General features: G+C 72.2%; 14 protein-coding genes. 7 read left to right on the top strand and 7 right to left on the bottom strand.

The genetic code is table 11. The features are described 5' to 3' along the window. Positions 1-30: 30 nt before the first annotated feature. On the top strand, positions 31-843 hold the full coding sequence (locus AB0B55_RS28385; RefSeq protein WP_357174989.1) for a hypothetical protein: 813 nt from the start codon (positions 31-33) through the stop codon (positions 841-843). 234 nt (positions 844-1,077) lie between these two features. Beyond that, a complete protein-coding gene (locus AB0B55_RS28380) occupies positions 1,078-1,929 on the top strand; it encodes a hypothetical protein (RefSeq protein WP_357130170.1) in 852 nt (283 codons plus the stop codon). A 42-nt stretch (positions 1,930-1,971) separates the two neighbouring features. On the opposite strand, the gene AB0B55_RS28375 is transcribed toward AB0B55_RS28380, so the two are convergent. Together AB0B55_RS28375 and xseA are read right to left on the bottom strand one after the other, a co-directional pair. Continuing rightward, complete coding sequence (locus tag AB0B55_RS28375) at positions 1,972-2,193, bottom strand: exodeoxyribonuclease VII small subunit (RefSeq protein ID WP_355048864.1); 222 nt, start codon at positions 2,191-2,193, stop codon at positions 1,972-1,974. Positions 2,194-2,223: 30 nt separating this feature from the next. Beyond that, positions 2,224-3,489 (bottom strand): exodeoxyribonuclease VII large subunit, encoded by a 1,266-nt coding sequence (gene xseA / locus AB0B55_RS28370; protein WP_357175050.1) that lies wholly within the window; start codon positions 3,487-3,489, stop codon positions 2,224-2,226. A 117-nt stretch (positions 3,490-3,606) separates the two neighbouring features. On the opposite strand from xseA, the gene AB0B55_RS28365 reads away from it, so the two are divergent. Beyond that, positions 3,607-4,605, top strand: coding sequence for a 4-hydroxy-3-methylbut-2-enyl diphosphate reductase (locus tag AB0B55_RS28365; RefSeq protein ID WP_357130416.1), 999 nt, complete (start codon positions 3,607-3,609; stop codon positions 4,603-4,605). 57 nt (positions 4,606-4,662) lie between these two features. After that, complete coding sequence (locus AB0B55_RS28360) at positions 4,663-5,091, top strand: hypothetical protein (RefSeq protein WP_357130164.1); 429 nt, start codon at positions 4,663-4,665, stop codon at positions 5,089-5,091. Positions 5,092-5,107: 16 nt separating this feature from the next. Here the strand turns inward: AB0B55_RS28360 and AB0B55_RS28355 are convergent, their stop codons facing one another. Further along, positions 5,108-6,256 carry a DNA recombination protein RmuC gene (locus AB0B55_RS28355; protein WP_357174986.1) on the bottom strand — a complete coding sequence of 383 codons (1,149 nt, stop codon included), beginning with the start codon at positions 6,254-6,256 and terminating at the stop codon, positions 5,108-5,110. 54 nt (positions 6,257-6,310) lie between these two features. Between AB0B55_RS28355 and AB0B55_RS28350 the strand changes: the two genes are divergently transcribed. After that, on the top strand, positions 6,311-7,180 hold the full coding sequence (locus AB0B55_RS28350; protein WP_357174984.1) for a hypothetical protein: 870 nt from the start codon (positions 6,311-6,313) through the stop codon (positions 7,178-7,180). A 75-nt stretch (positions 7,181-7,255) separates the two neighbouring features. On the opposite strand, the gene ppc is transcribed toward AB0B55_RS28350, so the two are convergent. The 4 genes from ppc to AB0B55_RS28330 form a co-directional block, all read right to left on the bottom strand. Beyond that, positions 7,256-10,042, bottom strand: a complete 2,787-nt coding sequence (gene ppc, locus AB0B55_RS28345) for a phosphoenolpyruvate carboxylase (protein WP_357130155.1) — start codon at positions 10,040-10,042, stop codon at positions 7,256-7,258. Between the two features lie 128 nt (positions 10,043-10,170). Continuing rightward, positions 10,171-11,184 (bottom strand): hypothetical protein, encoded by a 1,014-nt coding sequence (locus tag AB0B55_RS28340; protein ID WP_357174981.1) that lies wholly within the window; start codon positions 11,182-11,184, stop codon positions 10,171-10,173. 272 nt (positions 11,185-11,456) lie between these two features. After that, on the bottom strand, positions 11,457-12,377 hold the full coding sequence (locus AB0B55_RS28335; protein WP_357174978.1) for an AraC family transcriptional regulator: 921 nt from the start codon (positions 12,375-12,377) through the stop codon (positions 11,457-11,459). Positions 12,378-12,488: 111 nt separating this feature from the next. After that, positions 12,489-13,397 carry a cyclase family protein gene (locus AB0B55_RS28330; RefSeq protein WP_357174976.1) on the bottom strand — a complete coding sequence of 303 codons (909 nt, stop codon included), beginning with the start codon at positions 13,395-13,397 and terminating at the stop codon, positions 12,489-12,491. Between the two features lie 514 nt (positions 13,398-13,911). Between AB0B55_RS28330 and mfd the strand changes: the two genes are divergently transcribed. Beyond that, entirely contained in the window at positions 13,912-17,541 is a 3,630-nt protein-coding gene (gene mfd / locus AB0B55_RS28325; protein WP_357174973.1) for a transcription-repair coupling factor, read from the top strand. 111 nt (positions 17,542-17,652) lie between these two features. Further along, the gene (locus AB0B55_RS28320) at positions 17,653-18,468 is read left to right on the top strand and encodes a hypothetical protein (RefSeq protein ID WP_357130141.1); all 816 of its coding nucleotides are present in this window, start codon (positions 17,653-17,655) and stop codon (positions 18,466-18,468) included. The last annotated feature ends 2 nt before the right edge of the window (positions 18,469-18,470 follow it).

Here is an 18,470-nt window from a genome sequence, read left to right as displayed (position 1 = left end):
CCATGTCCCCTTTTGTGAAGTGAGAACTCAGTGAACATTCGACGGTGGAGCTTCGGCTTCCTCGCCGCCACCCTGCTCGTCCCCGGCCTGGCCGCGTGCAAGTCCGACGCTGCCGAGCCGGCCGCCGCCCCGAGCGCCTCCGCTCCGGCCGTACCGGCCGACCCGAAGGAGGCGCTGCTCGCCTCCACGAAGGAGATGGCCAAGGGCGACTTCACGTTCACCATTGCGGGCGCCGACCTGACCGGCGGTGGCCTGGTGCACAAGCCCAGCAACAGCGCGCAGCTGACCATGAAGATGGGCGACGCCTCCCAGGACGTGTCGATGGAGATGGACCTCATCTACATCGACTCGGAGAGCTGGGTGAAGATGGAGCTCGGCGGCGAAATGGCGGCCATGGTCCCCGAGCTGGCGAAGAACAAGGGCAAGTACCAGCACCTCGACAAGACCAAGGCCAAGGAGATCAAGGACTTCCAGCTCGACCCGGAGACGTTCGACCCGGTCGACAGCGAGACCCTGGTCAAGGGCGTGACCGAGGTGCAGAAGACCGGCGAGGGCAGCTACGCCGGCAAGATCGACATCAGCGCCTCCGCGGAGTCGGTCGCCCTCGACGAGGACGTGGTCAAGGCGCTGGGCGCGCAGGCCAACTCGCTGCCGTTCACCGCCAAGCTGGACCCGCAGGGTCGCCTCACCGAGCTGGTCATCTCGGTGCCGGCCGCCGGCGAGACCGCCGCGCACGACATCAAGATCGGATACGCGGGCTACGGCGCCGGGACCGGCGCCCAGAAGCCGCCGGCGGACAAGGTGGTCGAAGCCCCGGCGGAGACGTACGAGATGTTCAAGTAAGCCGCACGGCGGGCCGGGGCGACCAGAGGTCACCCCGGCCCGCTCTGTTCGGCACCGGTTGCCCGCAAACAACCGGACAACAAGGGTGATTGTCCGACGCGTCGACAGGGAACAAGAAGAGAGCGATCCGGGCGCGCCGCTCGGCCCGGATTGTGCGACGTGGCCGAAGGGCTGCCGCGTCGCCCGGTTTCCGGCGCCGACCAGGTAGTCGGGTGACCCCCTTGGGAGACACGTATGACTGTTCGACGACTGGGTGCCGGCCTGGTAGCCGCCGCCCTGTTCACGCCCGCCCTGGCCGCCTGCGCCGGTGGCACGACCGGCACGGCCGGGTCAACCGCGTCCCCGACGGTGAGCGCGTCCGGGGCGCCGAGCCAGTCCGGCGGTGCGCCGGTGTCCGGCGACGCCAAGCAGGCCCTGCTCGACTCCACCAAGGCGATCAGCGACGGCAACTTCCGGTTCACCCTCTCCGGCGCCGGGTCCACGGCCGAGGGGCAGGTGCACCAGCCGAGTCAGAGCGCCGCTCTGAAGTTCGCCATCGGTGGCCCCTCCTCCGACCTGGCCATGAAGCTCGACGTGATCCACGCCAAGCCGGACAGCTGGGTGAAGCTGGAACTGACCGGCCCCACCGCCGACAGCCTGCCCGCCATCAAGCAGCTCAACCTCGGTAAGTACCAGCACCTCGACCAGGCCCGCGTCAAGGGCAACAAGAACCTCGGCTTCGACTTCGACAAGGTCGACCCGGCCGGCAGCGCGGTGCTGACCCAGGGCATCACCGAGGTCCGCAGCACCGGCACCGGCACGTACGCCGGCACCATCGACGTCACCAAGGCCGCCGAGGCGGGCTCGCTGAACGCCGCCACGATCGCCGCGCTGGGCACCCAGGCGAAGACGGTCCCGTTCACCGCGAAGGTCGACCCGCAGGGCCGGCTGAGCGAGCTGGCGCTGCAACTCCCGGCCTCCGGCCAGACCACGGCCCAGGAGATCAAGATGACGTACTCCGACTACGGCTCCGCCACCCCGGCGCAGAAGCCGCCGGCGGACCAGGTCGTCGAAGCGCCCGCCGAGCTGTACAGCCTGTTCAACTGACCGTCGTACGGGTGGGGTGGCTCCGGCCATCCCACCCGACGGTCAGGCGGACGGTTCCTGACGGGCGGCGTCGATTCGCGCCCGCGCACCGTCCAGCCAGCGCTGGCAGATCACCGCCAGCGCCTCGCCGCGCTCCCACAGCGCCAGCGACTCCTCCAGGGACGTGCCGCCGGCCTCCAGCCGCTCGACCACCGAGGCCAGTTCGGCGCGGGCCTGCTCGTAGCTGAGCCGCTCGTCCGGCCCGGCCTTCGTGTCGTCAGTCATCGCGTCCATCTCAGCACACCCCGGTCGGTGTCACTTCGTCGCCACGTCCCCGTCGACCGTCGCGGCCAGCTCGCCCTCGGCGAGGCGTACCCGGAGCGGGTCGCCCTTGCCGACCTCGGCCGCCGCCCGGACGACGTGCCCGTCGGCGCGCTGCACGATCGCGTACCCCCGGTCGAGCGTCGCGGCGGGGGAGAGGGCGCGCAGTCGGGCCAGGGTGTGCCGCAGGTCGTCGTCGGCGGCCGCGACCCGGTGGTCCAGGCAGCGCCCGGCGCGTTGACGCAGTGCGGCCAGCTCGGTCGCACGGTGCTCCACCATCACCTGCGGCCGGGCCAGCACCGGCCGGGAGCGCAGGCTGTCGAGGCGGTGCGACTCCCGGTCGACCAGGTTGCGCACCGCCCGCTGGAGCCGGTGCCGGGCCTGACCGATGAGGCGTACCTCCTCGGTGAGGTCGGGGACCACCCGCTTGGCCGCGTCGGTCGGGGTGGAGGCCCGCAGGTCGGCGACGTAGTCGATCAGCGGCGTGTCCGTCTCGTGGCCGATCGCGCTGACCACCGGGGTACGACAGCCGAAGACGGCCCGGCACAGTGCCTCGTCGGAGAAGGGCAGCAGGTCCTCGATGCCGCCACCACCCCGGGCGATGATGATCACATCGATGCTCGGGTCCGCGTCCAGGACCTTGAGCGCGTCCACGATCTGCGGCACGGCGGACGGGCCCTGCACCGCCACGTTGACCGTCCGGAACTCCACGGCGGGCCAGCGCCGGCGCGCGTTGGTCAGCACGTCCCGCTCGGCGGCGGACGCCCGGCCGGTGATCAGACCGATCCGGCCGGGAAGGAACGGCAGCCGACGCTTGCGGGCCCGGTCGAACAGTCCTTCGGCGGCGAGCAGCTTCTTGAGCTTCTCCAGCCGGGCCAGCAGCTCACCGAGACCCACCTGGCGGATCTCGTCGGCCCGCAGGCTCAACGTGCCCCGGGCGGCGTAGAACTCCGGCTTGGCGTGCAGCACCACCCGGGCACCCTCGCGCAGCTCCGGCGCGCCGGCGTCGAGCACGTCCCGGTTGGTGGTGACGGTCAGGCTCAGGTCGGCGGACGGGTCACGCAGGGTCAGGAAGACGGTGGTGGCCCCGGGACGGCGGCTGATCTGCGCCACCTGCCCGTCCACCCACACCCAGCCCAGCTTGGCGATCCACGCCCCGACCTTCTGCGAGACGACACGAACAGGCCAAGGCTCCTCAGCGCTGCTCCGGCCCTCACTGCCCCCACCACCCACCCCACCCACCCCACCCACACCACTCACCCCACTCACCCCCCAACCCTACGGAGGCCCTCGGTGATCAAGAAGTTTGCGTCGGATCCGGGCGCGTTTCTGACGCGAACCTCTTGATCACCGCGATTTGGGCCCGGGTGCGGGGGGATCAGCGGCACGTACGATGGGGGGGTGACTGATCTCCGGACTGGTAAGCGCGTGCTTTTGGCCAAGCCTCGTGGCTACTGCGCGGGTGTGGACCGTGCGGTGCAGACCGTCGAGGAGGCACTGAAGCTGTACGGCGCCCCGATCTACGTCCGCAAGCAGATCGTGCACAACAAGCACGTCGTGCAGACCCTGGAGTCCCAGGGCGCGATCTTCGTGGAGGAGAACGAGGAGGTGCCGGAGGGCTCGACCGTCATCTTCTCCGCGCACGGCGTGGCGCCCGAGGTCTACGAGCAGGCGCGGGAGCGTTCGCTGAAGGCCATCGACGCGACCTGCCCACTGGTCACCAAGGTGCACCAGGAGGCGAAGCGGTTCGCCGCCGAGGACTACGACATCCTGCTGATCGGCCACGAGGGGCACGAGGAGGTCGTCGGCACCGCCGGTGAGGCGCCCGCGCACATCCAGCTCGTGGACGGCCCGGACGGCGTCGACAAGGTCACCGTGCGGAACCCGGAGAAGGTGGTCTGGCTCTCCCAGACCACGCTCTCGGTGGACGAGACCCTGGAGACGGTCGCCCGGCTCAAGCAGCGGCTGCCACTGCTCCAGTCCCCGCCCAGCGACGACATCTGCTATGCCACCTCCAACCGGCAGCACGTGGTCAAGGAGATCGCACCGGAGTGCGACGTGGTGATCGTCGTCGGCTCGACGAACTCGTCCAACTCGGTCCGCCTGGTCGAGGTCGCCCTGGACGCCGGCGCGCGCGCCGGTCACCTCATCGACTTCGCCCACGAGATCGACGACGCCTGGCTGGCCGACGCCCGCACGGTCGGCGTGTCCTCCGGCGCGAGCGTCCCCGAGGACCTGGTCCGCGATGTGCTGGCACATCTGGCCGAGCGCGGCTTCGCCGACGTCGAAGAGATCACCACCGCCAACGAACGGCTCACCTTCTCGCTTCCGCAGGAGCTGAAGCGGGACATGAAGGCCGCCGCGGCCCGCGGCTGACACGATCCAGCGCCAGCGCGGCGGAACGCCGGGCCCGTCCCGTACGTCGAAGACGGCATGAGGACATTTCGGCTCGTCGTCCCCGCTCTGGTCGTCTGCGCGGCGCTGAGCGCCTGCGGTGAAACCGGCGGTCCCGCCACCCCCGGCGGACCGTCGGCGACGACCGGGCAGCCCGCCTCCGCGTCGCCGAGCACTCCCGCGTCGCCCAGCAGCCCCGAGTCGCCCAGCACCCCCGCCCCGCCGATCAAGTCGCCGGGCGGGCCCACCGTCCCGCCGCCGGTCGGCGCCACCGAGCTCACCGGCACGATCACCGCCGGAGTGGAGCCGAACTGCGTTCTCCTCGACGGGTACCTGCTGGTGGGCGGGCCCCGGGACGTGCTGACCGCCGGTGCCCGGGTGACCGTCACCGGCCGGGTGGAAAAGGGCACGATGACCACCTGCCAGCAGGGCATCCCGTTCGTCGTCGAGAGCGCCAACCGGCGTTAGGGAAACGGCCCCCCCGTCAGCGGTCGGCGTCGTTGAGCAGCTCCGGAGCCTGCGGCTGGCGCGGGGTCAGCTCCACCTGGGCGGGGGCCGCCAGCTCCTCGTCCGAGACGCCCAGCTCGGCGAGCTTGCGGGCGCTGACCAGCACCCGCGCCTCCAGCGAGCCGACCGCCCGGTTGTACGCGGTCACCGCGCCGGTCAGCGACGATCCGAGCTTGCCCACGTGGTCGCCGAGGGTGGCGAGCCGGCCGTACAGCTCCCGGGCGAGGGTGTGCACCGCCACCGCGTTGCGGGCCAGCGCCTCCTGCCGCCACGAGTAGGCCACCGTGCGCAGCAGCGCGACCAGGGTGGCCGGCGTGGCCAGCACGACGTTGCGGGCGAACGCGTGCTCCAGCAGCGTCGGATCGCGTTGGAGGGCGACGTCGAGGAACGGGTCGGCCGGGACGAACAGCACCACGAACTCGGGCGAGCTGTCGAACGCCGACCAGTACGACTTGGCGGCCAGGGCGTCGACGTGCCCGCGCAGGTGTCGGGCGTGCGCGTCGAGGTAGGTGTCCCGGCCGCGCTCGTCGCGGGCCTCCATGGCCGTCAGGTACGCGTCGAAGGGCGCCTTCGCGTCCACCACCACGGACCGGCCGCCGTGCAGGCGTACCACCAGATCCGGGCGGACGACCTGATCGTCGGTGGCGGCGGTCACCTGCTCGGAGAAGTCGCAGTGCTCCAGCATGCCGGCCGCCTCGACGATCCGGCGCAGTTGGTGCTCGCCCCAGCGGCCCCGCACCTGTGGCGCGCGCAGCGCGGCCACCAGTTGCTTGGTCTCGGTGCGCAGCTCACCGGAGACCACGTTCATCGAGCGGACCTGCTCGCGCAGCTCGGCGTACGCGTCGACGCGGTCGTGTTCCAGCTCGGCCACCCGCTGCTCGTAGCGGCGCAGGCTGTCGTGCAGCGGCGCCACGGCCCGGGCCACCGCCTCCTGGGACTGCGCCGTCGCCTCGTAGCTCAACGCCCGCATGGACTGCTCCAGCCGCCCCTCGCCCTCGCGGGTGGCCGTCAGGGTGGCGTCCAGCCGGGCGATGTCGGCCGCCGACCGGGACCGGGCCGCGTACCAACCCACCGCCCCGCCGGCACCGAGGCAGACGACCACCACCAGCAACGTCGAGACGTCCATCACCGGAGCTTGCCAGACGGGTGCGACGTGACACCCGGGGGTACGTTCGTTGACATGGAAGCTCTGCTGTGCCTGGTGGTCGTCGTCGCCGCCGTGGTGGGTGCCGGCCTGCTCGCCTACTCCCGGTCCAATGCTCAGCGGCGTGTCGCGCTCGGCGACGCCCGCGCCGAGGCGCAACGGTGGTACGAGCGCCTCGGCGGCCAGTTGATGACCCTGCAGGGTGAGGAGCCCGCCGTCCGGCAGGCGCTCGCCGACGCGGGGGAGCGCTACAACGCGGCCGGCTCGCAGTTGGAGCAGGCGCGGACGCCGAACCAGTTCGCGCTCGCCCGGGAGACCGCGCTGGAGGGGTTGGCGTACATCCGGGCGGCGCGGACGGCGCTGGGCATCGACCCCGGCCCCGAGGTGCCGGCGCTGGCCGCCGCGCGGGGCGTCGGGCAGCTCACCAAGGAGCGCGAGGTCGACGTGCAGGGCCAGACCTTCCGGGCGGGCCCGCAGCCCGGTCGGGACACGCCCTACTACTACCCGGGTGGGCGGTACCAGGGTCGGCCGGTGCCGGCCGGTTGGTACTCGACGCCGTGGTGGAAGACCGCGCTGGGCGCGGGCGCCGGCGTGCTCGGCGGCATGCTGATCGCCGACGCGCTGTTCTCGCCGGCCTTCGCCGATCCGGGGTACGGCTACGACCAGGGCTACCAGGAGGGCTTCGGCGACGGCGCCGACTACGCCGACGACCAGGGCGGCGACGCTGGTGACCAGGGCGGCGACTACGGCGACCAGGGCGGCGACTTCGGTGGTGGCGACCAGGCGGGTGACTTCGGCGGCGGCGACTATGCCGGTGGTGACTTCGGCGGCGGCGGTTTCGGTGGCGGCGACTTCGGTGGTGGTGGCGATTTCGGCGGCGGCGACTTCGGCGGTGGTGACTGGTGACGGGCGCGGAGCGCTGAGCGACATACGAAACGGGCCCCGGTCGACTCGACCGGGGCCCGTTGCCGTGCTGTCTGGTCAGCCGGTGTTGCGCATGCCGGCGGCGATGCCGTTCACGGTGGTGAGCAGCGCCCGTTCCAGGGCCGTGCCGTCGCTGGGAGCGCGTCGACCACCCGGTGCGGTGGCGACCGCCCGGCCCGCCGCGCCGGACTCCCGGTACTGGCGCAGCAGCGCCACCTGGAGGTGGTGCAGCGGCTCCAGGTAGGTGTCGCGCACGGCCAGGGTGCGCTGGAGCACCGGGGAGTTCTCCAGCAGGGCCGGCGAGGCGGTGACGGCCAACACCTCGCGCTTGGTCAGCTCGTACTCCTGCTCGATCTTCTCGAAGATCGGGTGCAGCTTCTTCGGCACCAGCGTCTCGACGTACCGACGGGCGATGCTCAGGTCGGTCTTGGTCAGCATCATCTCGACGTTCGACAGGAACGTGCGGAAGAAATGCCAGTTGCGGTGCATCTCGGCCAGCACGTCCGCCAACCCGGCCTCGCGGGCGGCGGCCAGGCCGGAGCCGACGCCGAACCAGCCCGGCACGATCTGTCGGGTCTGCGTCCACCCGAACACCCACGGGATGGCCCGCAGCCCGGACAGGCCGGCGCCGGTGTTGGGACGCTTCGCCGGCCGGGAGCCGATGTTCAGCGCGCCGAGCAGTTCGGTGGGGGTGGACGCCCAGAAGTACGCCGGCAGGTCCGGGTCCTCGACGAGCGACCGGTACGACCGGAAGGCCGACTCGGACACCACGTCCATCGTCGCGTCCCAGCGTTCCAGCATCTCGGCCGGCTGCCGGGGCGCGGTGTGCAGCAGCGTCGCCTGGAGCACCGCGGCGAGCGTCAGCTCCAGGTTCTCCCGGGCCAGCGACGGCAGCGTGTACTTGTCGGAGATGACCTCGCCCTGCTCGGTCACCTTGATCGCGCCGTCCAGCGTGCCGTACGGCTGGGCCAGGATCGCCTCGTGGGTGGGGCCACCGCCGCGCCCGACCGTACCGCCGCGACCGTGGAAGAGCCGCAGGTGTACGCCGTGCCGGGCGGCCACGTCACGCAGCGCCCGCTGGGCCCGGTGGATCGACCACTGGCTGGTGGTGATCCCCGCCTCCTTGTTGGAGTCGGAGTAGCCGAGCATGACCTCCTGCACGTCGCCACGGGCCGCGACCAGCGCCCGGTACGCGGGCAGTGACAGCAGCTCGTCGAGGATCTCGCCGCCGGCGTTCAGCTCGGCCGGGGTCTCCAACAGCGGCACGAAACCGATGCGGGCCCGGCCGCTGTGCACGTCGACCAGCCCGGCCTCGCGGGCGAGCACCACGGCGGCCAGCACGTCGTCGACGCCCAGGGTCATCGAGATGATGTACGACTCGATGACCTCCGCGCCGAACCGGTCCTGCGCCTCGCGGATCGTGCTGAACACGTCGAACGTCTTGCGGGCCGACTCGGTCAGCGGGGTGTCCAGGGTGGACAGCGGTCGCCGGCCGGTCAGCTCGTCGGCGAGCAGCTTGGTGCGCTCCAACCGGCTCAACGCCGGGTAGTCCGGCACCTCGCCGACCGCCTCGTAGAGCTGGGTGAGCACCTCGTGGTGCTTCTCGGCGTGCTCCCGGACGTCCATGGTCGCCAGGTGCAGGCCGAACGCGGACACCGTCCGGATGGTGGAGGCCAGCCGGCCGACGGCCGTGAGCTGCCCCGAGTTGCGGGCCAGCGACGCGCGCAGCAGGTCCAGGTCGGCGATCAGCTCGGCCGAGCCCCGGTAGTCCCGACCCGGCACGTGGGCCGTGCCCTGGCGCAGCCGCTGCCGGGTGTTGGCCAGCTTGGCCTTCACGCAGCGCGCCTTGAGCCGGTAGGGCTCCTCGGCGTTGACCCGGCGGAACCGGGCCGCCACCTCGGGTAGCGCGTCGAGGTCGGCGGCGAGGCTGGCGGAGAGGTCGAGCGACACCCCGCGCAGCCGGCGCGAGACCGAAACCTCGTTGATCAGGTGGTCCATCGCCTTCTCGGTGGCGGCGATGCCGTGCTCGTGCTGGATGGTCAGCACCTCGCGGGTGACCGCCGGGGTGACGAACGGGTTGCCGTCGCGGTCGCCGCCGATCCAGGTGCCGAAGCTCAGTGGGCGGGCCGTCGGCGACGTCTCCACGCCGAGGGTCCGCAGGGTGTCGGCCAGGTCGTCGAGCACCTGCGGCGCGGCCTCGGCGTACAGGTCCCGCAGGTAGTAGATGGCGTTGCGGGCCTCGTCGGTCGGGTCCGGCCGGTCCAGCCGCAGCTCGTCGGTCTGCCACATGAGGTCCAGCAGCTCGGCCAGCCGGCGGTTGGCCGGGCCCTCGTCGCTCGCGCCGTAGAGGATCGCGTTGGCGGTCTCGGTGTCCAACTCGTCGGCGATGGCCCGCAGCTTCGACAGGATCGAGCGGCGGGCCGCCTCGGTGGGGTGGGCGGTGAAGACCGGCCGGACCGCCAGCCGGCGGGCGACGGCGGCGATCTCCTCGGCCGGCACGCCGCGCTCGGCGATCATCTTGGCTGCCTGGTCGAGCCAGCCGCCCTGCACGGCGCGGCGGCGGCGCAGGTCCCGTGCGCGGTGCACCTGCTCGGTGATGTTGGCCAGGTGGAAGTAGGTGGAGAAGGCGCGGGCCAGCTTGGTCCCGGTGGTCACGTCGAGCCCGCCGAGCCGCTGGGCGGCGGCCGGGACGTCGGAGCGTACCTGGGCGCGGATCTCCTCGACGAGGTCGAGGAGCGGGCGGCCCTCCTGGCGGGCCAGGGTCTGGCCGAGGAGGGTGCCGAGCCGGCGGATGTCGGCGCGCAGCGCGGCGTCCGGGCCGTCGTGGTCGTGCTGGTCGGTCACGATGCGCTCCTTACGTGAGTACGAAGGACAGCGCTGTCCGACTCCCTGGATGGTATCCGCGTCTGGCCCTCCGGCAGGAGGGGCTCCGGGCGCGCCGCGTCGTGAGACGGAACACCCCGGAGATCACCTCAGGGTCTTGCGCGGGTGCCTGCCCGGCCTCCCCGCACCACGGTCGCGGCGAGCAGGGCCGCCAGGGCGACCACCGCCCACAGCGCCAGCCCGGTCAGGGGCCAGCCGATCGACCGTCGGTCGAAGTACACCGCCGACTTGACCAGGTCGGTGGCGAGTCCGGGCACGTTCCACCGGTGCATGCCGCGCAGCCAGGTGGGCAGGAACTCCGGGGCGTAGATGCCGCCGGAACCCGGATTGCCGAGCACCACCAGCAGCAGGATCACCAGTCCGGTGCCGAGTACGCCCAACCAGCCCTGCACGGCGGCGGCCACCATCGCGGCGGCGAAGGCGGCGAGCATGCCGCTGCCGGCGACGGCCGGCAGGTCGTGGTGCCAGACGTCCAGCACCGGGCCGACGATCACCGCGCCGGCGATGCCGAGCACGACGCTGTAGACGGCGAGCGCGCCGATCCGTACGCCCGCGCGGCGCAGGGTGCGCGGCGTGGTGCCGACGGAGATGCCGAGCGCGGTCGAGGCCAGGTACCCGCCGAGGACGCACCCGATCGCCAGGTAGAACGGGACCAGACCGCGCGGGTCGGTGTCGGCGACCGGCACCTCGTCGGCCACCCGCAGTGGCATCCGGGCCTGTTCGGCGGCGGCGGTGAGGACCTGCACGACGACCTCGGTGGCGGCCGGCGCGCTGGCGCTGGCGGTGGTCAGGACGAACCCGCCGTCGGGGGTGGAGCCGAGTACCCCGTACACCTCGCGGCTGGTCAGACCGTCGTCGGCGGCGCCCGGGTCGGCGTACTCGATGGCCTTGATCGTGTTGGTCCGGTCGCGGACGGCGGTCAGGACCATTCGTGCGGCCTGGTCGCCGCTCGCCACGCCGACCGGCACGTCGCGGGGGTGGGGTTGGTGCAGGGCGCCGACGTACGCGGCGATGAACGCGACGGCCAGCGCCAGGGTGCCGAGCAGCAGTCCGGCGGTACGAGGAATCTGGTCGCGTATCCGGACCTCCGGCGACTCGTCCACCAGGCCAGCCTAGGGTGCGGTTTGTTCTGCTTGGGGCTTTTCTGCCGGTGGGCGTCCGATCCTGACCGCCATCCGGCGCAGACGAGCAATTTTCTTCAAGACCTGTTCAAGGTGGCGCGGCGACGATGGTTCTCGTCGGTCCGGAGGTCCCCCGCCCAGGGTGGCCGACCCGGAGCCCGCGGGCCTGTTCGGGGAGGCCCGAAGCCCGGTGCGGACCCGCGCCCAGGGAGGTGCCGTACGCCCCAGGTACGGCACCTCCACCGCGTCCGGTGTCAGGCGCTGACGCTCGGGTCCGACCCGGCGGGGGCGAGCAGTCGACGCAGGCGCGCGGGTGGATGCCCCACCTGCTCGCGGACCACCCGGGTCAGGTGCGCCTGGTCGGCGAAGCCGTACTCGGTGGCGAGCGCGCCCAGCGGACGGCCGTCGGGCTCGGCGAGGGTGTCCAGTACGGCGCGCACCCGAAGGCGGTTGCGGTAGGCGGTCAGGCTGCTGCCGGTCACCCGCTGGAACACCCGGCTGAGGTGGTGCGGTGAGCTGCCCACCTCCCGGGCCACCTCACCCAGGCCGAGGGTGAAGCCGGAGTGGGCCAGCACCTCGCGCGCCCGGTCGGCGAGCCGCCGGTGCGCGGCCAGCGTCGCCGGCCGTCGGCGGACGGCCCGCTCGACCTCGGCGTCCACCTCGTCCGCGGCGAGGTCGCTGTGGTGCAGCAGGCGGGCCAGGAACCGCTGGAGCCGCTCGGCCATCTCGAACCGGTCGAGCCCGCGCCGGAACTCGGCCACCAGCAGCCGGTGCGCCAGGTCCAGCGTGGCGTCCGAGGTGCCCGCCCAGCCGCTCCGGTCCATCCAGCGCTGGGCGTCCGGCCGGTCCGCCAGCACCGACGGATCGATCTCTAGGCAGGTGTACGAGTCGCCGCAGCCGAACGGATGCGCCACGGCCATGTCGTCCCCGGGCCGGGTGAGCAGCACCGAGGTGGCGTCGGAGAGCTCGACCCGCCCGTTGAGCCGACGCCGGTACGCCCCGGACCGGCCCAGCATGATCTTGTGACGGTCCTGGGTGACGGTCTCCGTCCACCCGTGGTTCTCGACGATGCAGCGCACCTGGTAGATCAGCATCCCGTCCGGGTGCCCGAGCACCCGCCAACGGGCCGGGGTGGTGTGCCGACGCGGATCACTACCGAATCCCTCAGCGGGCACAGCATCCCCCGACTCCCGACCTGCTCGGCACCGCACGGCGTTCCGTGACCGTCACGGCCTCAGCTCTCGACCACAGCTCTCGACCACGGCTCTCGGCCCTAGCTCTCGACCTCAGCTCTCGACCACGGCGAAGGCGCGGACCGGGAAGGTGCCCATCCCGGCCACCATCGGCGGCGCCGCGGTGAACCGGAACCAGGTCGGCGGCAGCGCGCCCAGGCCGGTCAGGTGCTCCACGACCGGGATGCCGGCGGCGAGCAGGACGCTGTGCGCGGGGCGTACGCCGTTCGCCGCCGGGCTCATGTCGTCGATGTTGATCGAGTCGATGCCGACCAGGGCCGCGCCCGCGTCGGCCAGTGCCCGCGCGCCGTCCTCGCTCAGGTACGGCGCCTCCGGCGCGGCGTACCGCTCGGCGCCGAAGTGCGCGTCCCACCCGGTGTGCAGCAGCACCGCACGCCCGGCCACCTCGTACGGTGCCAGCAGCAGCCGATCCACGGCTCGGGTGTCGGCCGGTACCCGGACCACCACCCCGGGCAGGTCGGCGAGGCGGTCCAACGACACCCCGGTCAGATCCTCGCGACCGGCCCAGCGGTGGGCGGGGGTGTCCACGTACGTGCCGGTGTTGGCGATCATGTCGATCCGGGCCACGTGGAACTCGGTGCCCGGCGCGTACCGCTCCCGGGACGCCGCGTACGTCAGCCAGTCGGTGACCCGCGGACCCGGCCACCCGGGCAGGGTGGTCATCCCGTCGCTGATGACGTGGCTCAACTCCACCAGCCGGCGACCGCCGCCGGTCGGGGCGACGGCGCGGCCACCCTTGTGCGGTTCCTCGATGATCGTTTTCGCGCTGATCCGGACCTCGGCGACCATGAGCAGCCCGAGATGCCGGACGAAGAGCGCGGCCAGATCGTCATCGGTGATCTCCGGCCCAGGGATGTCCAGCCGGAATCCCTCGGTCCGCAGCCCGCCTCCGTTGGCGAAGCTGACCTCCGCGTCGAACTGCGCCCGCCACTGCTCACCCATCCCCGCACTCGACCACGGCGTCCCGCCCCGGTCAAGATCCGCGCGGACTCGCGCTGTACGCATCGGCTCGCGCTGTACGCATCGGCTCGCGCTGTACGCATCGGCTCGCGCTGTACGCATCGGCTCGCGCTGTAGCGCATGCGCACGCGGCAAGTCTGCGGGCGCGGGGCAAGATCGCGGGCGCCGGGCAAGATCCGCGCAACTTCCCCGTTATTGCTGTCTCCGACGCGTCTGAAGCAGCAGTATCCCCGAAGTTGTGAGGATCTTGGGCGCGGGGCGCGGGGCGCGGGGCGCGGGGCGCGGGGCGCGGGGCGCGGGGCGCGGGGCGCGAGGCGGAGCGGGGCACGAGGGCACGGGGCACGAGGGCGCGAGGGCGGGCGACGCGAGGGCGTGGGACCTGGGCGGAACGGGGTGGGTGTCGGTGGACGGGGATAGGCTTGTGGGGTGCGCACCCCCCGTCCGACTGGGCGAGGGGCCCGCCGTCGTGTGCGTCGACTCCCCTGGAAGGACTCCCTTGCTCACCGGTCTGTTCTCCGCCGCCCTGGCCGATCCCGGGCTGGCCCGGGCGCGTGACCTGGCGCGCTCCGGTGCCGCCCAGGTCGATGGCCTCGACATCACCGCTCCTGCCGCGCTGCGCCCGTTCGCCGTCGCGGCCGTCGCCGCGGACACCGGCGGGGCCGGGCGACCCGTGCTGGCCGTGACCGCCACCACCCGCGAGGCCGACGACCTGGCCGCCGCGCTCGGCGGGCTGCTGCCGCCGGAGCAGGTGGTGGTCTTCCCCTCCTGGGAGACGCTGCCGCACGAACGGCTCTCCCCCCGATCGGACACGGTGGGCCGACGGCTGGCCGTGCTGCGCCGCCTCGCGCACCCCGAGTCGGCTGACGCGCACGGCCGGACCGGCCCCCTGCGGGTGGTGGTCGCCCCGGTCCGGTCGCTGCTGCAACCGCAGCTCAAGGGCCTCGGTGACCTGGAACCGGTGCAGCTCGCGGCCGGCGAGGAAGCGGACCTTGAGGTGGTCGCCCGCCGACTCACCGACATGGCGTACGCCCGGGTCGACCTGGTCACCAAGCGCGGCGAGTTCGCGGTGCGCGGCGGCATCCTGGACGTGTTCCCGCCCACCGACGAGCACCCGTCCCGGGTCGAGTTCTGGGGCGACGAGGTGGAGGAGATCCGCACCTTCGCGGTCGCCGACCAGCGCACCATCGAGCAGGTGCCGCTGCTGTGGGCGCCGCCCTGTCGGGAGCTGCTGCTGACCCCAACAGTGCGCGAGCGGGCCGCCGCGCTCGCCGAGCAGCACCCCGAGCTGGCCGAGATCCTGGACAAGCTGGCCGAGGGTATCCCGGTGGAGGGGATGGAGTCGCTGGCCCCGGTGCTGGTCGGCCCCGACTCGCTGGAGCTGCTGCTGGACGCGATGCCGGCCGGCACCCACGTCCTGCTGTGCGACCCGGAGCGCATTCGCACGAGGGCGCACGATCTGGTGCGTACCTCTGAGGAGTTTTTGCAGGCCTCCTGGGCCGCCGCCGCGGTCGGCGGCCAGGCCCCGGTGGACGTCGGCGCCGCCGCCTTCCGCACCCTGGCCGAGGTACGCGCCACCGCCGGCACGCTCCGCCAGCCCTGGTGGACGCTGTCCCCGTTCGGATTGGTCGAGGCGGAGACCGCCGAGGCGCGGCAGCCCTGGGAGGACGCGCCCGAGCAGGCCAGCGTCACCCCGGACGACGCCATCGCGGTGACCCTCGCCGCCCAGCCCGCCCCGCTCTACCACGGCGAGACCGCGCGGGTCGTCGACGACCTCAAGCGCTGGGCCGGCGAGGGCTGGTCGATCGCGCTGGTCTTTGAGGGGCACGGCCCCGCCCAGCGTGCCGTGGAGGTCCTGCGCGACGCGGGCCTGGGCGCGCGGCTCACCGAGGAGGTGCCCACCGCACCCGCCCCCGGCGACCTGGTCGTCACCTGTGGCGCGCTGACCAGCGGATTCGTCGACGAGGCGTCCCGTTTCGTGCTGCTGACCGGTAACGACGTGACCGGTGGCCGGGGCACCTCGACGCGGGACATGCGCAAGATGCCGAGCCGCCGGCGCAACACGATCGACCCGCTGGAGCTCAAGGCCGGCGACTACGTGGTGCACGAGCAGCACGGCATCGGTCGGTACGTCGAGCTGGTGCAGCGCACCGTCAACGGCGCCAGCAGGGAATACCTGGTCATCGAGTACGCGGCCAGCAAGCGCGGCCAGCCCGGCGACCGGCTGTTCGTCCCCACCGACCAGCTCGACCAGCTCTCCCGTTACGTGGGCGGTGAGCAGCCGACCCTGCACAAGATGGGCGGCTCGGACTGGCAGAAGTCCAAGGCCCGCGCCCGCAAGGCGGTCCGGGAGATCGCCGCGCAGCTCATCCAGCTCTACGCCGCGCGCAAGGCGTCCAAGGGCCACTCGTTCGGCCCGGACACCCCGTGGCAGCGGGAGTTGGAGGACGCCTTCCCGTGGCAGGAGACGCCCGACCAGCTCGCCGCGATCGACGAGGTCAAGCGGGACATGGAGCAGACCGTCCCGATGGACCGGTTGATCTGTGGCGACGTCGGCTACGGCAAGACCGAGATCGCGGTGCGGGCGGCGTTCAAGGCCGTGCAGGACGGTAAGCAGGTGGCGGTGCTCGTGCCGACGACCCTGCTGGTGCAGCAGCACTACAACACGTTCGCCGAGCGGATGAGCCAGTTCCCGGTGCAGATCCGGCAGCTGTCGAGGTTCCAGACCGCCAAGGAGACCGAGCGGACGCTGGAGATGGTCGCCGACGGCACCGTCGACATCGTCATCGGCACGCACCGGCTCCTGCAGACGGCGACGCGGTTCAAACAGCTCGGGCTGGTGATCGTCGACGAGGAGCAGCGTTTCGGTGTCGAGCACAAGGAGCACCTGAAGACGCTGCGCGCCTCGGTGGACGTGCTCAGCATGTCGGCCACCCCGATCCCGCGCACCCTGGAGATGGCGATCACCGGCATCCGGGAGATGTCCACCATCGCCACCCCGCCGGAGGAGCGGCACCCGGTGCTCACCTTCGTGGGCGCGCAGGACGACCGGCAGGTCGCCGCGTCCATCCACCGCGAGCTGCTGCGCGACGGGCAGGTCTTCTACCTGCACAACCGGGTCGAGTCGATCGACCGGGCGGCGCGGCGGCTGCGCGAGCTGGTGCCCGAGGCGCGGGTGGCCGTGGCGCACGGGCAGATGGGCGAGGAGGCCCTGGAGAAGGTCATGGTCGGCTTCTGGGAGAAGGAGTTCGACGTCCTGGTCTGCACCACGATCGTGGAGTCGGGCATCGACATCCCCAACGCCAACACCCTGATCGTCGAGCGGGCCGACCTGCTCGGCCTGGCCCAGCTGCACCAGATCCGGGGTCGGGTCGGCCGGGGCCGGGAGCGGGCGTACGCGTACTTCCTCTACCCGCCGGAGAAGCCGCTCACCGAGCACGCCCACGAGCGGCTGGCCACCATCGCGCAGCACACCGAGCTGGGCGCCGGCATGTACGTCGCGATGAAGGACCTGGAGATCCGGGGTGCCGGCAACCTGCTCGGCGGTGAGCAGTCCGGGCACATCGAGGGCGTCGGCTTCGACCTGTACGTGCGGATGGTCGGCGAGGCGGTCTCCGCGTTCAAGGGCGAGCGCCAGGAGGAGGAGACCGACGTCAAGATCGACCTGCCGGTCGACGCGCACCTGCCGCACGACTACGTGGGCGTGGAACGCCTGCGCCTGGAGATGTACCGCAAGCTCGCCGAGGCGCGCGACGAGGACCGCCTGCGCGAGGTCGTCGCCGAGATGACCGACCGGTACGGCGAGCCGCCCGCCCCCGTGCAGAACCTGGTGGCGGTGGCCCGGTTCCGCCTGCTGGCCCGCCGGTACGGCCTGTCCGACGTGACCATGCAGGGCAAGCACATCCGGTTCGGGCCGCTGCCGCTGCCGGACTCGAAGCAGATGCGGCTCAAGCGCTACCACCCGGACGCGGTCTACAAGCAGGCCACCGACCAGGTCAGCGTGCCCCGGCCGAGCACCCGTCGGATCGGTGGCGAACCGCTGCGCGACCAGGCGTTGCTCGAATGGTGTGCGCAACTGCTCGCCGACGTCCTGGGCGCCCCCGCGCCGCTCGCCGCCGCGCCCGCGTGACGGTCCCGTACGCGGGCGAGGCGCGTACGCGAGCCGGGTTGTGGCCGCGACGTCGGCGCGGTGAGGTGGGGGCCGTCACAGCGTGGGAGAGGGCATGAGAGAGTGACCGGTATGCGTGCTCGCCGTGTGATCGTCGCCGCCAGCGTCGCGGCCCTGGCTGCCCTCTCCCTCGCTGCCTGCGGCAGATCCGCGCCGAGCGTCGCCGCCTATGTCGGTGACACCACCTACTCGGTGGACCGGGTCGACACCCTCTTCGCGGAGGCGCAGGCGAAGTACGAGACGAACGCCCGAGCGGCGTTCGCGCAGCAGAACGGCCCGTCGGCAACTCCCTCGCCCGATCAGCTGCGTTTCAAGGCGACCCGGCAGGACATGCTCAACCTGCTCGTCGGCCTCGACCTCGCCAAGCGAGTGGTCGCGGAGAAGAACATCACGGTCAAGGACCAGATCAAGGCCGACGAATTGGGTCAGAGCCTCCAGGTCCCCGGCTCCGAGTACGCGAAGCTCGCGGCCGACTGGTACAACCACTTCTCCGCCCTGCAGGCGGGTCTGCCGCCGGCCGAGTTGACCGACGACGAGCGTTCGGCAATCTACGACGCTCTGGTGAAGAGCGGGGTCGCTTCCGCCGGTTGGTCCGTCGAGGAGCAGCGCGAGCGGTTCGGGGCACCGGAGATCGCTCCGCAGGTGAACGCGGTGGTGGCGCTCAGCACGGCCTTCAAGGAAGAGGTCAAGCGGGAGGACGTCACCGTCAATCCGCGCTACTCGTCGTTGGAGATTCCGGCCCTGTTCCAGGTGCCGAACCAGGGCACTGCTCTGTACGACCTGCCCTACCTGGACCGGGCCAGCAGCACGGTCACCGACGTCTCCACCCCGGACGTGTCGCCGTCGCCGTCGAGCCCCAACCCGGACGCCGAGGGTACGGCCAGCTGAGC

The organism is Micromonospora sp. NPDC049107 (assembly GCF_040648595.1).
Taxonomy (GTDB): Bacteria; Actinomycetota; Actinomycetes; order Mycobacteriales; family Micromonosporaceae; genus Micromonospora.
The sequence above is the reverse complement of the archived record's forward strand: the minus strand, read 5'-3'. Positions and strand labels throughout refer to the sequence as shown.

Excerpts from the sequence above, each read along its gene's own strand:
- AB0B55_RS28375 (WP_355048864.1), bottom strand. The coding sequence starts at position 2,193 with ATGACTGACGACACGAAGGCCGGGCCGGACGAGCGGCTCAGCTACGAG.
- AB0B55_RS28330 (WP_357174976.1), bottom strand. The coding sequence starts at position 13,397 with ATGGGTGAGCAGTGGCGGGCGCAGTTCGACGCGGAGGTCAGCTTCGCC.
- AB0B55_RS28360 (WP_357130164.1), top strand. The coding sequence starts at position 4,663 with ATGAGGACATTTCGGCTCGTCGTCCCCGCTCTGGTCGTCTGCGCGGCG.
- AB0B55_RS28320 (WP_357130141.1), top strand. The coding sequence starts at position 17,653 with ATGCGTGCTCGCCGTGTGATCGTCGCCGCCAGCGTCGCGGCCCTGGCT.
- AB0B55_RS28380 (WP_357130170.1), top strand. The coding sequence starts at position 1,078 with ATGACTGTTCGACGACTGGGTGCCGGCCTGGTAGCCGCCGCCCTGTTC.
- AB0B55_RS28355 (WP_357174986.1), bottom strand. The coding sequence starts at position 6,256 with ATGGACGTCTCGACGTTGCTGGTGGTGGTCGTCTGCCTCGGTGCCGGC.
- AB0B55_RS28350 (WP_357174984.1), top strand. The coding sequence starts at position 6,311 with ATGGAAGCTCTGCTGTGCCTGGTGGTCGTCGTCGCCGCCGTGGTGGGT.